A 13,155-nucleotide genomic window follows, 5' to 3' on the forward strand; every position below is an offset into this window, starting at 1 on the left:
ACTTTCTTCATTCCCGGAGGGGTTAATGCTTTCTCATTCTATTTACTTTTTTATCAGTATATTTCTGCTTTGGTTTGGCGCGGACTGGATTGTTGATGCCGCGTCTAAAATAGCTAAAAAATATCACGTATCAGATCTCGTTATCGGACTTACCATTGTTGCTTTTGGTACTTCCGCTCCTGAGTTTCTTGTTACCGCAACTGCGGCTTTCAAAGGTCTTTCAGATATATCTTTGTCTAATGTAGTTGGGTCTAATATTTTCAATCTCGGTTTCATTCTAGGGCTTATGGCTCTGATTAAACCACTTCCGACCACGCGTGCTCTTGCTTACCGTGACGCACCTATTCTGTTGGCGACCACTGCGCTTATTCTAGGGCTTGCCTACACTGGAAATCTTGGGCACGGCGCAGGTTTTCTGCTTATGTCGATTCTCATAACGTATATTGTTTACTTAATTGTACACAGCAAACGTGCGGCGAAGTCTCTTGCGGGAATTCCGAAAGGGGACGAAATAGAAGTCGATATGACCTGGAAAGACTACGCGAAACTCCTTGCGGGATTCGTAGCAATCGCGCTCGGCGGCGAGTTTATGGTTGATTCTGCCTCGGCCATTGCGACTCATTTTGGTGTGTCCAACTGGGTTATTGGTATGACAATTGTTGCTGCTGGAACATCGCTTCCTGAGCTAGTAACGTGCTTATCCGCCGCCCTTAAGGGACGTAATGAAATGTTGCTTGGTAACTTGATCGGTAGCGATTTCTTCAACTTTGCCGGAGTACTCGGGCTGACATGTATGATGCGTCCGCTGGAAGTTTCTCCCGAAGCATTGCCTGGACTGGCTATTTTGGTCGGAATGGTCGCGCTTGTGTGGCTATTTATCCGTACAGGATGGAAGGTTAGCCGTACCGAAGGGGCCATACTTGTTTCACTCAGCTTGCTCAGATGGGTGCAGGATTTTATGCTTTAGATTTTGTTTTGTGAAGTTGGGTAAGTATTTAAGAATAAATTGCTAAGCCCTCCTCCTATTATTTAGGCGGAGGGCTTTTTATTTGTCTGTTTAGTCGTTTAGCTGTTTGTTGGGTTGCTTATTTATGCGACAACAAGCTTTTTGCTGGGTAATAGGTCCCTTAATACGTAGTGACGATGGTAGGAGGTTGCTTGGTAGAATCTGTAAAGTGAAGTGTTGAGGGCTTTCATTGATGAATCTTTACCTTCTAGTTCGCCCTTCTCGGTTAGCCAGTCAATTCCTAGATATTCTGGAAAGGTTTGATTGTTTCCCAAAAAAGCTTCCTTGGTAACAGCATCTTTCCACTTCTTAATCCTTTCTTCTTCGGTTCCCTCAAATTCCAGAATGTTTTTAACTTTCTCGCGGATGCTGTTAAAATCTAATGCAGTCATGTCGGTTATGCCAGATTTTGCTTGGGTATATTCCACGAACATTTTGTGCAGGGCCTCGCAGGCTTCCATGAACGTAGATGGATTGTCTCGCCATCCGCTGCTTTTTACCGGTTTGTCATAGTCAAATTTCCATACGAGGAAAGGACGGTCTGGGAATGTGCAGGCAGCCCCGTGTCCAAGTGCTCCTGATAATTCTTCAGCAAACCACGATGCAATTGTTTCGAAAAAACCGGCATCTTCTGAGTATTTAACTTTAAAATGTTTTTGTTTATTTTCTACATATTCGATGATTTCTGAAGAGTTTTTAGCGATGTCAAATTCAAAACTGTCATTGTCAATTCTGTTAAGCTCGGAGCTAACTCCACTAAAGCCATAGTGCGAAAATGTGTCTGCATAGACATGGGCAGCAACTCCCATTAATTCATCAGAAAAATCTTCTTTATGTTGTTCTCGATGATTTCGAGTCATTTCTTTCGCAAGGTCACTATTTTTAGTACATACTAATTTTTCAGTAAAAGATTCACCTTCGTTCCCTGGAAGAAAGTGAAACGGAACCCAGATGAAACGTTGGTCGTCTCTGTCTAGGTTTTTGATGTTCATAGCGTGATGAGCACTAGCTCGTGAGTGTAACGCTCCGCCATCTTCGAAATTTACAGATTTCTTCGTCGCGTTATCATCCACAAACTGCGCCGCGCTAGCTATAATCTGTGCTCTTTTTTGAGTTATCCCCGCAGCCCTAGCCATAACGTATGTGCCATAATAGTGCATGTCTTTTTGCATTTTTTAAATCTCCATGCTGTTATAATGTTTGTTTGGCTATTATCCTATTTTAAAAATAGGTCTGTGTGAAGTTTTTATTGATAAAATGCTATATAAATAATTGATATTAATTTTAAATATAGTGTGTGTTTTTTTTGTGGGATTTCAGGAGTAAGCACCGTAAGCTTTAGCTCTCGCAATTTTAGGCTAGTTGTCGTACTGAATAAAAATAGTATATTTTGATGAAAATAAAGGAGTTGAGGAATGTCTGAGAGCTCTTCTGGTCCATTTCAGCACCCTAAACCGTTTTACCTGCTTTTCTCTGTGGAGATGTGGGAACGGTTCGGATATTATGGAATGCAGGCCCTTTTGGTTTTGTTCATGGTCAAGAAGCTGGGGTTCACGGATGAACTTGCGGACACGACTTTCAGTGCATTTGCAGCTCTCGTTTATGCTTTTATGTGCCTTGGCGGGTATATCGGAGATAAAATTCTCGGTAACCGAAGAACCATGTTTCTCGGGGCAATTGTACTTGCGATTGGGTATGGCCTGCTCGGTATTGACTGCGAAAAATTCTTCTATCCAGCCCTCGGGATAATTATTGCGGGTAATGGTCTATTCAAAGCGAACCCCTCAGCCCTTGTGTCGAAACTTTACGATAAAGGTGATCCGCGAGTGGACGGAGCTTTTACTCTTTATTATATGGCTATCAATGTCGGCTCCTTTGCGGCTATGTCGCTTTGTCCATTTATACAAGAAAGATATGGTTGGGATGCTGGATTCTTTGTTTGTTTCATCGGAATGGGTGTTGCCGTTGTTAACTTCATCTTTTTTAGACGAATACTCGATCCGATAGGTTCAGAGGCAGATTTTAGACCTCTTCATTTTCGCAATTGCGGTATTACCATAGTCGGGACAATCGTTGTTGCCGCTGCGTCTGCTCTTTTACTGAAACACCTGACGGTTGCGCATGGGCTGCTATATACCGCTGTCGTTGTTGTTGCTGGTTTGTATATTCGAGAAATTTATAGGGCGGAGCCTCATGAACGCTCAAATTTAATTATCTGTCTGATTCTGATGGCGGAGGCTGTTGTCTTTTTTGCGCTGTACCAGCAAATGCCAACATCGCTTAACCTTTTTGCCGCAAGAAATGTTCATCTTTCAATATTCGGTATGCCCGTACAGGCCGCAACCTTTCAGGCTTTGAATCCTTTCTGGATAATGATTCTCAGCCCTATTTTAGCTGTTGCTTACACAAAGCTTGATAGGTCGGGTAAAGATTTTTCCTTGCCCGGCAAATTCGCACTTGGAATGATCATGTGTTGCGCGTCTTTTCTGACTTTGGCGTTGGTTGCCAAGTATAGGGCCGATGCTACCGGTTATATTGACGGTAACTGGCTTGTCATTAGCTACTGTTTTCAAAGTTTAGGTGAACTTCTCGTCAGTGGGCTGGGGCTGGCAATGGTAGCGCGTTTGACTCCTGAAAGATCCATGGGGTTTATGATGGGGGCATGGTTTATGTTTCAGTCAGTTGCTATGGTGCTTGGCGGGTACATCGCGACCATGGCAAGTGTGCCGGAAGGGGGCGTACATGCTACCAAATCCCTAATTATTTATGGTGATCTATTTATGCGCATTGGTCTTGCTACCGGTGCTATTGCGCTTGTGATGACTCTTTTCGTCCCAGTCCTTAAAAAGCATATTAGTGACTAGCGTCTATTATATATGATATGACTATTCTGACCTAAATGTCTTGCCTGTTTGAAAGAAGGTGACTATCTTTTGTGAACAACGATTGGAAGTAATAGAATGTCTTGAATATTAGCAGGGGCTGGTTTTGTCAGCTATCCTGTTTATTTTCATTGGATAATAAAAATTGTGAGGAGAAAATTATGAGTAGATTTGGTTCTGCCGGTTCAATTCAGACAAAACCGGAAATCCTGAACGCTTTTATGCGCGGGGTTTATAATTGGATGAGTTTGGGGCTTTTGCTAACTGCCGCTGTTGCGTGGCTTACCGCATCAACTCCAGCTGTTTTGAATATGGTTTTCGCAGTGAATCCAACAACTGGAGTAGCTGGTCCTACCATGCTTTTCTGGGCTGCTCTTGTTGGTGAAATCGGGCTTGTTTTCTACTTAAGCGCCCGCATTGCAACTCTTTCCGCTGGTGCTGCAACTGGTTTGTTCATGGCTTACAGTGGACTTAACGGTCTAACTTTGTCCGTTCTTCTACTTGCTTACACAGCATCTTCAATTTTTCAGACATTTCTTGTCACCGCTGGAATGTTTGCGGCTTTATCCATGTACGGTCTTACTACAAAGAAAGATCTGACTGGTATGGGAACCTTTATGATGATGGGTGTTTTCGGAATCATCATTGCTTCTGTTGTGAACATGTTCATGCAGAGCTCAGCAATGAACTTCGTAATCTCCGTAATCGGTGTAGTTGTATTCGCTGGTCTTACTGCTTATGATTCCCAGAAGCTTAGGATTATGGGCGAAAATGTTCCTGAAGGTGACGAGGTTGCTCTTAGGCGCGGCACAATTATGGGCGCGCTGACACTCTACCTTGATTTCATCAACTTGTTCTTATTCCTACTAAGATTCATGGGTTCTTCACGCAATTAAGTTGCGGGCATGATTTGGTTGAATTGACTTGATGCAGATGATGGCTTAGCAGCATTGCTGTTCATTTAAGAGTCTGTAGCAATATGAGATTAATAGTATCAAGGGGAACCGCGAGGTTCCCCTTGATTTTTCAGGTGAGAAACTAATGGCTTGTTTACGTACCGCGCAAAATATTCTCAGTCCCATACTGACTCCGGCAGGGCATGTTTACGGAGCTGTGATGGGGTGCAGGGCAAATCTGTTCAGCAGAGGAACCTTTACTCGTTTTAATCCTTCGTGCCCGTGTGTTTCTGTAGGGAATATTGGGTCCGGTGGTAGTGGAAAAACACCGCTGTCCGGTTGGCTTTTAAAATGGGCGCATGAACAGGGTATGGAATCTGCTCTTCTTACGCGTGGATACGGTGGCTCTCCAACAAAATTTCCGTGTCTGGTCACTGCTGAGACTCCAGTAAAAGAGTCCGGTGATGAACCTTTGATGCTTGCAACAGATAATCCTTATGCGCGGGTTATTGTTGATCCTGTCCGAAAGCGTTCCGGTAAATGGGCGACTGAGTCTTTTCAGCCCGATTTTATGGTGCTGGACGATGGTTTTCAGCATATGGCTGTCCAGCGTGATCTAGACTTTGTTCTGATGACTCATGAGGATCTTACTGATGGGTGGAATAAGGTTATTCCGCGAGGAACTTGGCGTGAAACGGAAGATGCGTTGCGTCGAGCAGATTGCTTTTTCGTTAAGAGTTCGGTTGCAGAGTTTAATTCTATGAAGGGTGTGATAAAGGAAAGGCTGGGCGAATTTAAGAAACCTGTGTTTCAATTTAACTTGAAAGCGGAAAGCTTAATATCCTTGAAGAGCGGTGATGCGGCTCCTTTCGGTTGTGATAAATTTCTATTGGTTTCAGGAATCGGAAAACCTGATCAGTTTTTTGATGACAGTGTTAAGTTTATGAGTCAGGAACCGGCTGGGCACGTTGTATTTAAGGATCATCATCCGTACCGAGCGCAGGATGTGGATGATATAAGGCGCAAAGCTAAACTTATTGCGCGTGAGAATGGCCAGTATAATTTTGTAAAAGTTATTTGCACGCCTAAAGATGCAGTTAAATTGAGCGCTCTTGGGTGCGATGAGTTTTATACAATTGACCTTCGAGTTGAATTTTCAGACTCAATTTTCTTCGACGAAACTGAACCTTGCGGTTTCGATAACTGGTGGAGTCGAGACAGACTTAATTCATATTCGCAGAAACGTATCAGTGAAAATGAAAGTGCGTAAATAATAAGTGCGCATCAATTAATAGTAGTATGCATAACTAACGTTTAGAATATGCCGTTTAAATAAAATTTCAGAATAGATTTGTAAAATTGCGATCTCTAGGTCGCAGTCGAATTTTAAAAGATCAACTTATATAATCTTCGAAAACATGCAGCCGTTTGAGCTGCTCATTTACATCATAACAATTTAGAATCAGGATATATACATCATGGGAAAGAAATCAAAGAAATCAGGCGTACTTAAGCCTTTTGAAGTACTTAAAGTTTTGCGTGCAGCCGAAAGACCTCTTTCAGGTGGCGAAGTTCAAAAAAAACTTGGACTCACAAAACAACATCGTAAATTTGTAAAGAATATACTCATTGATCTCGTCGATGACGGAACCATTGTCAAAGCCAAAAGAGGCTATGGTTTGCTTGAAAAAATGGATCTTATAATTGGTAAATTGCAGGTTCAGAGATCCCGCGTTGCATTTGTGATCCGCGAAGATAAAGGTAGCAACGATATATTTATCAGCCCCCGTGCAATGGGTGATGCGTGGCATGGAGATAGGGTTTCAGTTGCTCTCATCGGTGGCAAAAGCCGTGGCAAGAATCCTGAAGGACGTATTGTTGCTGTGCTTGAACGTGGGAAGCAGGTATTCCCAGTCAGAGTCGTGCGACCTATGGGTGAAAGTGGGCTGTTGTGTAACCCAACAGATCCAAGGCTTGATTTTGGAATTCTGGTTGAGCCGCAGGGTGCTGCAAAGGTTCATCCGAAGAGGAAGAAAAAATACATTGATGAAAATGTCGGTAAAGAAGCTTTTGAAAAAGCTAATGGTCCGGCCGCTATTCCAGAACCCGTTGAAGCTGAATTTGATTATTCAAAAGTTTCTAGCGGAGATATTTTGCTTGTTGCTCCAGGCGCGCGGCTTAAGTCAGATTTGTGGAAAGGTAAGATTCTTAAATACCTTGGACGCGAAGATGATGCTCTTGTGCAGGAAGCTATTGTTAAGGCGAATCACGGTGTTCCTACAGAGTTTCCGGGATCTGTGCTCGCTCAGGCAAGTAAGTTGCCGGATCAGCCAACCGAAGATGATTATAAAACTCGCGAAGACATGCGCGAAATCCCGTTCGTCACCATTGATGGTGCTACCGCAAAAGATTTTGATGACGCTATTCATGTCGAAACTACTCCTACGGGATACCGCTTACGGGTCGCAATTGCGGACGTGAGTCACTATGTCGCAATGGAAACGCCTATGGACCGTGAGGCTCGCAGACGCGGTAACTCATACTATTTCCCGAAATCAGTGGAACCTATGTTCCCTGAAGCGCTCAGCAACGGTCTTTGCAGTCTCAATCCAAATGTTGAACGCCTCGCCATGAATGCAACAATTGAGTTCGATAAAACTGGCGTTCCAAAGTCTTCAACATTCGCACCTGTCGTAATCCGCAGTCATGCCCGCCTTACTTACGATCAGGTATTTAATGCTGTTATCGAAGGCGACAAAGCAGAGCGCGAGAAGATTAAAGATGTGATTCCAATGCTTGAAGTTGCGGAAAAGCTTGCTCGCCAGATTAATGCACGAAGGAACGAGCGTGGAAGCTTGCAGTTTGATCTGCCGGAACCAGAAATTATTTCTAATGAAGAGGGTGTGACCGTTGATATTCGCCCACGGACTCGCAATTTTGCTCATCAGATGATCGAAGAATTCATGATCGCGGCCAATGAAGCTGTTGCGGAATTTCTAACTGCGCGCGAAATGCCATGTTTGTATCGTGTGCATCCCGGACCAGATCCGGAAAAGCTGAGAAACTTTTTCAAAGTGTTGAATAAGATGGGTATTGCTGGAGAGATTCCAGACGCCGTGACACCGCAAGCTTTGCAGCAAGTGCTAGGCAGCGCTGTAGGTGAGGATCAGGAGTTTTTGGTCAGCAGAATGCTCATTCGTTCAATGAAACAAGCTAAGTATGAGCCGGGTAACGAAGGGCATTTTGGTCTTGCTTCAGATTGCTATTGCCATTTCACTTCACCAATCAGGCGTTATGCAGATCTTGCTGTTCACAGATTTTTGAAGGTAACGTTGGGTGATCCGCATCAAGCTATGCCTGCGCAGAAGCAGCTTACGAGCCTCGGCGCTCACTTAAGTGGACGCGAAAGAGTTGCCATGGAAGCTGAGCGTGAAATACTAAAACGCCTTACAATTATCTTCCTTAAAGATAGAGTTGGCGGAACTTTCGACGCGATAGTATCTTCTATGGCTGACTTCGGATTCTGGGTAGAATTCCAGGGTGTTATGGCTGAAGGTATGATCAGATTAGCAAATTTAAGCGATGATTATTATACTTTCTGGCCTGAGCGTCAGATGATTGTCGGCGAGCGTTCAGGTAAGTCATTTAGAATGGGGCAGAGAATAAAGGTAAAACTGGACTCTGTGAGCTTGGAAATGCTTGAAGCGAATTTGTCAGTGGTGAGCGGGGCGGAAGATTTTAAGAAGTTTGTTTAGCTTGCGGGCTGAATTTACTTGTTAGCAGTCTCATCTAAGTATCTGACTACTCTACAAAAAAGGGGTAAGCTAATGACTTTTTCATCAACTTCACAGCTGAAAACGTCATCTGCTTCGGATATGATATTAAGAGCTTCGTATAGTTTTACGAGTGATTCCTGAGAACTGTTGCCGAATAAATCTTTGAGTATAGTGGATATTTCAGAGGGCGCTTCCTTTGCAAGAGTCAGGGTCATCCCTGAATCTCCAAAGTCAAAGTCGAAGTACTCCACATACTCTGCTGCAACGTCGCGCATATCTCTTCCCTTGGTCATTTCGTATAGCTCCAGATTAATTCTGTACAATATAAGAGGACATTACTACATCCATCCGGGTTTGAAAAGTAATCTGTACTCATAAAATGGTTGCGGTAAAGCTTTGCTTAAGTTAATCATAGATTAACACTTGTTAAATTGTGATTGATTGGAGCAAGCAATGCATAACAAAGATTTTGATTCATTCTTCGAACGCTTACAGGGCCAGACCGATATATCCACACAGGCGGAACTTGCTCGTGTTTTAGGTGTCGGGCGGGCTGCTGTTTCCTTGGTTAAGAAAAAAGGAGCAGTTCCCCCGCGCTGGATACTTGATTTGTCTGTGCGGTATAATATTGATTCAACATGGCTTGAATCCGGAGTAGGGTTACCACACCCTGAGGAAAATGTCGAAGCCTTTGCTGATGATTTTGCTAGAATACCTAAAGTTGCAGCTAGGTTATCAGCTGGAGGCGGCTCTTTTGAGACTGGCGGAGAAGTTGAAGGATATTATGCTTTTCGTAAAGATTGGATAGGCTCGAAGGGGAATACTTCAGATATGGTGCTGATGGAAGTCTATGGAAACAGCATGGAGCCAGAATTAAAAGAGGGTGATGTTGTTTTGCTTGATCAGTCTAAGCAAGATATCCTAGCCGGCGGAATATACGCTATTGGTGTTGAAGATACTGTTATGGTAAAGCGTGTAGAAAAACGTCCTGGGCAAATTGTTCTCCATAGCGATAACAAAGACTATACACCTATATTCCTTGGTGGAGACGAATTGCGAAATGTTAGGGTGCTTGGTCAGGTGATGTGGGTTTCACGCGAATATCATTAAAGTCTGATAAACTATAATCTTATAGGCGAGTTCGTTAAGTGTTTACACTGCGGGCTCGCTTTTTTTTGAGAAATAAATATTAAGTGTGTCAATTAAATTTAACTTAATGTTAATTTTAAATTGACACACAGGTTGTGTTATGATTGATTTGAGTTGTCACATGCCAAGAGTTGCGGCGGGAGTGTAAATGCTTCCATGTCAATCAGATGAATTTCAGGAGACTTGTTATGCAGGAAAGATATTGCAAATGTGGAAACCCGGTTATCGTCCAGTACCATAGTAAAAGATCCGAAGATTGGTTTACCCGTTTCTGGGTAATGGGGTCTACTTTTGGAAAGACGGTTAAAGCATGTCCTCATTGTGGTAATCCGCTTAGCATAGACAGCCTTAAATAATGAGTATTAAGTAATAGGGCGCCATATTTATAGTAGCGATCTTGGAGTCGTCTAAATCTAAAAATTGATGTTTTAACAGTAATACTTTTACGCGCTGAGGGTTTTAGTGCGTAAGAGCTAAGTTTAAATTCATTTAAATATAACAAAAATTTTATGAATTTCGGTGAACTTCCCCCCTGTTGTTTACCGGGAAAGTGACTTCCAATTACACACTCCTCAAAAGGATTTCCATCCATTTCTTCAGGCATGCTGCCGTTCTGGCAGCATGCCTCTTTTTAACTTAATTTAAGCTTTATAATGAACAGGATTTGAGCTTTTTGATATTTTTTAATTAAGTGCTATGTCTTATTTTTTGAAGGTAATATTAAGGCACAATTCTAGTTGAGATTCTCTTTCCTTTTTGTTCCTTGAAAGGTAATACCCTTTTTAAATTGAGAACGAATTGGAGGAAGTATGGGAAACTGGATCGTTGATTTTCAGGGTCGTAATCACTCTATGGCCATAAAGCTGAATTTTCTTTGGAACGACAAAAATATTTTCATAATGGATAACCATAGAGCAGCTTTATGGTGTTGGATTCAAAGTCTGAAGGGCGGACAGTCTCTTAAAGTTTTTCATGTAGATAGACATTTTGATGCCCTGTTTTCAGCACAGGATTATGCCCACTTTCCTCACGATGAGTTTGAATCAATGGACATCGAAGAATATCTTACATTTGGTTACGATAACGATTTCTTTGCTGTTACTCCGCTTTTCAGGTGGGATAATTATTTGGGATTATTTATTGAAAAGTATCGTGCACAAATATCTGAATGGGCGTTTGCAACGCATGGAAAAGGTGCGGCACCAAAAGATATCAGCTATGCAGGCTATGAGCCTTGGGAATTCCCATCTGCCATCAGCGACTTGACTGGTAAATGGATTTTCAATCTTGATCTCGACTATTTTTTTGGAAGAATGGCAAATGGACAGATGGAAAGGCTTTTTACCGATATTTATATTAATGATTTTGCCAAAGCCTTACGCACAGCTCTTGATTCTGGAGTTGTCGAAGTTTTAACTATCAGTTTAAGTCCTGAGTGTGCTGCTGGATGGGCTGGTGCAGAGGGGGCGCTTAACGTTTTAGCAAAAGGACTCGGTATTGATTTTTGTTTACCCGACTAGTGGCTCTTAGTTACTCTCTACTACTTTTTTTGTTAGTATAGGAGGGCGTGAACTGATGGGTTGAAGGTCAGATTTTATTTTATGTATTGTACCGTCTTCCAGCATTTTTGAGATTGCCTTGGAAAAGTTGTCAGCTAGTGCGATACCTTCTGGCGTTCTATGGAAGGCAATAAAGACAGGTTCTTCGTAAATGGGGTTAGCCAAATCGTAACTTAATGATAAGTTTAGTTCTTTCATTGCGTTTAGGGTTATGTCCGGGTCCCCTATAAAACAATCGATGCGGCCTGCTTGTAGCTTTTTGAGGCTTGACTGAAAGAAGGCAGTAAAGTCGACCGTGATGTCAGAGTCATTTACTATATTTGGTGGGTACGAAAATCCTGTAGTTAGACCGACTCTCTTCCCTTTTAACTCACTAACAGTTGTTATTGCTTTGGTACCTTTTCTGGTAAAAGCAAAAGCCCTTTTATAGTGGAAAGGAGTCGTTAAAACAAATTGTTCTCTTAGATGAAAGGGGATGGCGGGAAAGAATGCCTGGGTTTTTTTTTCACTAAAATATTTGAACGAACGCTTCGGTGGATATATCAAAATATCGGGCTTAATATTCAGCCTTGAGCAGGCTTCTCTGACTATATCAATGAAAGTTCCTTTTTGTGAATTTTGTATAAGAACAGGAACAGGGAAAGAGGCAAAAGAAACTCTATTGGATGCATAGATAGAAGTGTTCGAAAGTGTAAAGAGTAAGACAAGAAGAGATAGTAATATAGATTTTTTTGCGGTCATTCGGCTTCTCTTAATTTATACTACTACAGTTACTTTGCGTTGACTAAATATCTCTAAAAACAGATCATTTCAAATGAAAGATTATTAAACCTACTCTTTATTCCATACTTTAAATTTATGGTCAGAGAAAAATTCCTTGTACAATTTTTCTGCTTTCTGTTTGAAGTTCTTGTCATGCATTACGAGTACGCTTAGCGCTTCGTATTTAAAATAAGCAATCACATCATCCCAATCTATTTCATCATTACTTACTTTATGCCTAAATCCCTGCAGGCCGGGCTCAACTAGCTTTTGCTTCATAGGCTCGTCAACGCCTGCATCTTTAAAGAAAGCACAAATTTCGTCTTTAACATGTTCAGGCCAATCTGTTTCGCCTAAAGGAATGAGATCTTGAAACTTATTGTCTTCGCCTTTTTTTAAAATATGCATAACCAGTATCTCCACATTTGCTAATTTAATTAGATATATTATATATAATAGTATTAAAAGTAAATTAATAAAATTATTAGTTAATAGTATTAAGAAATAAAAAGCTATTTTGTACGCGTAAACCTACCAATTATCTGCCCCGTTGCGGGGTTACTCTTCGCGTCATCAAATTCAGTCTTTAAAAATGTTAACGCCGAAAGGTCAGAGTTGAAGACTAATGTTCTAATCTGCGAATTACCGCCATTATTTTTATAGTTAATAATATCTGTTATATAAATTGTATTGCCTGAAATGGTGACTGATCTTTTAACTTTAAGTCCATCTAATTCCCATTCACTTTCTAAAAATGAAACTTCTGTCGGGATAACATAAAAGTCATAATCGCTTTTAGTTAGATCATTTTGATCTGAACTGATTGTTATGGTTGCATGAGCAGCAACCATTTTCTTCAGGTAGTGAACTGTGACCTTGCCTGTTAATTTTCCAACAAACTTTGACGTATTAAGTCTTTCAAGTTTAGTTACGGGAGGCGAAGTGTTGGCCATTTGGGGCTGACTTAACGGAAATATTGGCACTATAGCTGTCGCTGGTTTGTACGCTTCTTTTCCAGAAGCGGATGACACGGTTATGATAATGATGGATATGGTTAAGAGCATTAGTTTTATCATTAGTTTCTCTTTTGTTCTATTCTGTTTACTGGCTAATTTTATTAGCTTA

13 protein-coding genes are annotated in these 13,155 nt (G+C 41.7%); 8 read left to right on the top strand and 5 right to left on the bottom strand.

From position 1 onward, the window contains the following. Window positions 1–25 precede the first annotated feature (25 nt). Window positions 26–967 carry a calcium/sodium antiporter gene (locus BR06_RS0107360; RefSeq protein WP_031481816.1) on the top strand — a complete coding sequence of 314 codons (942 nt, stop codon included), beginning with the start codon at window positions 26–28 and terminating at the stop codon, window positions 965–967. Window positions 968–1,089: 122 nt separating this feature from the next. Here the strand turns inward: BR06_RS0107360 and BR06_RS0107365 are convergent, their stop codons facing one another. Then, complete coding sequence (locus BR06_RS0107365; protein WP_031481817.1) at window positions 1,090–2,178, bottom strand: DUF6765 family protein; 1,089 nt, start codon at window positions 2,176–2,178, stop codon at window positions 1,090–1,092. A gap of 243 nt (window positions 2,179–2,421) precedes the next feature. On the opposite strand from BR06_RS0107365, the gene BR06_RS0107370 reads away from it, so the two are divergent. The 4 genes from BR06_RS0107370 (at window position 2,422) to rnr (ending at window position 8,539) form a co-directional block, all read left to right on the top strand. Further along, window positions 2,422–3,870, top strand: a complete 1,449-nt coding sequence (locus tag BR06_RS0107370) for an oligopeptide:H+ symporter (RefSeq protein ID WP_031481818.1) — start codon at window positions 2,422–2,424, stop codon at window positions 3,868–3,870. A gap of 179 nt (window positions 3,871–4,049) precedes the next feature. Further along, entirely contained in the window at window positions 4,050–4,784 is a 735-nt protein-coding gene (locus BR06_RS0107375; RefSeq protein ID WP_031481819.1) for a Bax inhibitor-1/YccA family protein, read from the top strand. Between the two features lie 145 nt (window positions 4,785–4,929). Then, window positions 4,930–6,054 (top strand): tetraacyldisaccharide 4'-kinase, encoded by a 1,125-nt coding sequence (gene lpxK, locus BR06_RS0107380; protein ID WP_031481820.1) that lies wholly within the window; start codon window positions 4,930–4,932, stop codon window positions 6,052–6,054. A gap of 208 nt (window positions 6,055–6,262) precedes the next feature. Next, entirely contained in the window at window positions 6,263–8,539 is a 2,277-nt protein-coding gene (gene rnr / locus BR06_RS0107385; protein WP_031481821.1) for a ribonuclease R, read from the top strand. A gap of 14 nt (window positions 8,540–8,553) precedes the next feature. Here rnr and BR06_RS0107390 read toward each other — a convergent pair whose 3' ends face one another. Beyond that, on the bottom strand, window positions 8,554–8,853 hold the full coding sequence (locus BR06_RS0107390; RefSeq protein ID WP_031481822.1) for a hypothetical protein: 300 nt from the start codon (window positions 8,851–8,853) through the stop codon (window positions 8,554–8,556). Between the two features lie 160 nt (window positions 8,854–9,013). Here BR06_RS0107390 and BR06_RS0107395 point away from each other — a divergent pair, with 160 nt between their 5' ends. The 3 genes from BR06_RS0107395 (at window position 9,014) to BR06_RS0107405 (ending at window position 11,229) form a co-directional block, all read left to right on the top strand. Then, window positions 9,014–9,670, top strand: a complete 657-nt coding sequence (locus BR06_RS0107395) for a LexA family transcriptional regulator (protein WP_031481823.1) — start codon at window positions 9,014–9,016, stop codon at window positions 9,668–9,670. Window positions 9,671–9,897: 227 nt separating this feature from the next. Beyond that, the gene (locus BR06_RS20500) at window positions 9,898–10,065 is read left to right on the top strand and encodes a hypothetical protein (protein WP_169738230.1); all 168 of its coding nucleotides are present in this window, start codon (window positions 9,898–9,900) and stop codon (window positions 10,063–10,065) included. A 453-nt stretch (window positions 10,066–10,518) separates the two neighbouring features. Further along, complete coding sequence (locus BR06_RS0107405; protein ID WP_031481825.1) at window positions 10,519–11,229, top strand: peptide arginase family protein; 711 nt, start codon at window positions 10,519–10,521, stop codon at window positions 11,227–11,229. A 6-nt stretch (window positions 11,230–11,235) separates the two neighbouring features. Here the strand turns inward: BR06_RS0107405 and BR06_RS0107410 are convergent, their stop codons facing one another. The 3 genes from BR06_RS0107410 to BR06_RS0107420 all read right to left on the bottom strand — a co-directional run bounded on the left by BR06_RS0107410 (window position 11,236) and on the right by BR06_RS0107420 (window position 13,106). Then, on the bottom strand, window positions 11,236–12,009 hold the full coding sequence (locus tag BR06_RS0107410; protein ID WP_031481827.1) for a substrate-binding periplasmic protein: 774 nt from the start codon (window positions 12,007–12,009) through the stop codon (window positions 11,236–11,238). 90 nt (window positions 12,010–12,099) lie between these two features. Beyond that, window positions 12,100–12,438 carry a hypothetical protein gene (locus tag BR06_RS0107415; protein ID WP_031481829.1) on the bottom strand — a complete coding sequence of 113 codons (339 nt, stop codon included), beginning with the start codon at window positions 12,436–12,438 and terminating at the stop codon, window positions 12,100–12,102. 104 nt (window positions 12,439–12,542) lie between these two features. Beyond that, a complete protein-coding gene (locus BR06_RS0107420) occupies window positions 12,543–13,106 on the bottom strand; it encodes a hypothetical protein (protein ID WP_051676964.1) in 564 nt (187 codons plus the stop codon). Window positions 13,107–13,155 lie beyond the last annotated feature (49 nt).

Source organism: Maridesulfovibrio frigidus DSM 17176, from assembly GCF_000711735.1.
GTDB classification, from domain to species: Bacteria; Desulfobacterota; Desulfovibrionia; order Desulfovibrionales; family Desulfovibrionaceae; genus Maridesulfovibrio; species Maridesulfovibrio frigidus.

Bases quoted from the DNA above. Each gene is read 5' to 3' on its own strand.
- BR06_RS0107405 (WP_031481825.1), top strand. From the start codon at position 10,519: ATGGGAAACTGGATCGTTGATTTTCAGGGTCGTAATCACTCTATGGCC.
- BR06_RS0107360 (WP_031481816.1), top strand. From the start codon at position 26: ATGCTTTCTCATTCTATTTACTTTTTTATCAGTATATTTCTGCTTTGG.
- BR06_RS0107375 (WP_031481819.1), top strand. From the start codon at position 4,050: ATGAGTAGATTTGGTTCTGCCGGTTCAATTCAGACAAAACCGGAAATC.
- BR06_RS0107395 (WP_031481823.1), top strand. From the start codon at position 9,014: ATGCATAACAAAGATTTTGATTCATTCTTCGAACGCTTACAGGGCCAG.
- lpxK (WP_031481820.1), top strand. From the start codon at position 4,930: ATGGCTTGTTTACGTACCGCGCAAAATATTCTCAGTCCCATACTGACT.
- BR06_RS20500 (WP_169738230.1), top strand. From the start codon at position 9,898: ATGCAGGAAAGATATTGCAAATGTGGAAACCCGGTTATCGTCCAGTAC.
- BR06_RS0107370 (WP_031481818.1), top strand. From the start codon at position 2,422: ATGTCTGAGAGCTCTTCTGGTCCATTTCAGCACCCTAAACCGTTTTAC.
- BR06_RS0107365 (WP_031481817.1), bottom strand. From the start codon at position 2,178: ATGCAAAAAGACATGCACTATTATGGCACATACGTTATGGCTAGGGCT.
- BR06_RS0107390 (WP_031481822.1), bottom strand. From the start codon at position 8,853: ATGACCAAGGGAAGAGATATGCGCGACGTTGCAGCAGAGTATGTGGAG.
- BR06_RS0107420 (WP_051676964.1), bottom strand. From the start codon at position 13,106: ATGATAAAACTAATGCTCTTAACCATATCCATCATTATCATAACCGTG.
- rnr (WP_031481821.1), top strand. From the start codon at position 6,263: ATGGGAAAGAAATCAAAGAAATCAGGCGTACTTAAGCCTTTTGAAGTA.
- BR06_RS0107410 (WP_031481827.1), bottom strand. From the start codon at position 12,009: ATGACCGCAAAAAAATCTATATTACTATCTCTTCTTGTCTTACTCTTT.
- BR06_RS0107415 (WP_031481829.1), bottom strand. From the start codon at position 12,438: ATGCATATTTTAAAAAAAGGCGAAGACAATAAGTTTCAAGATCTCATT.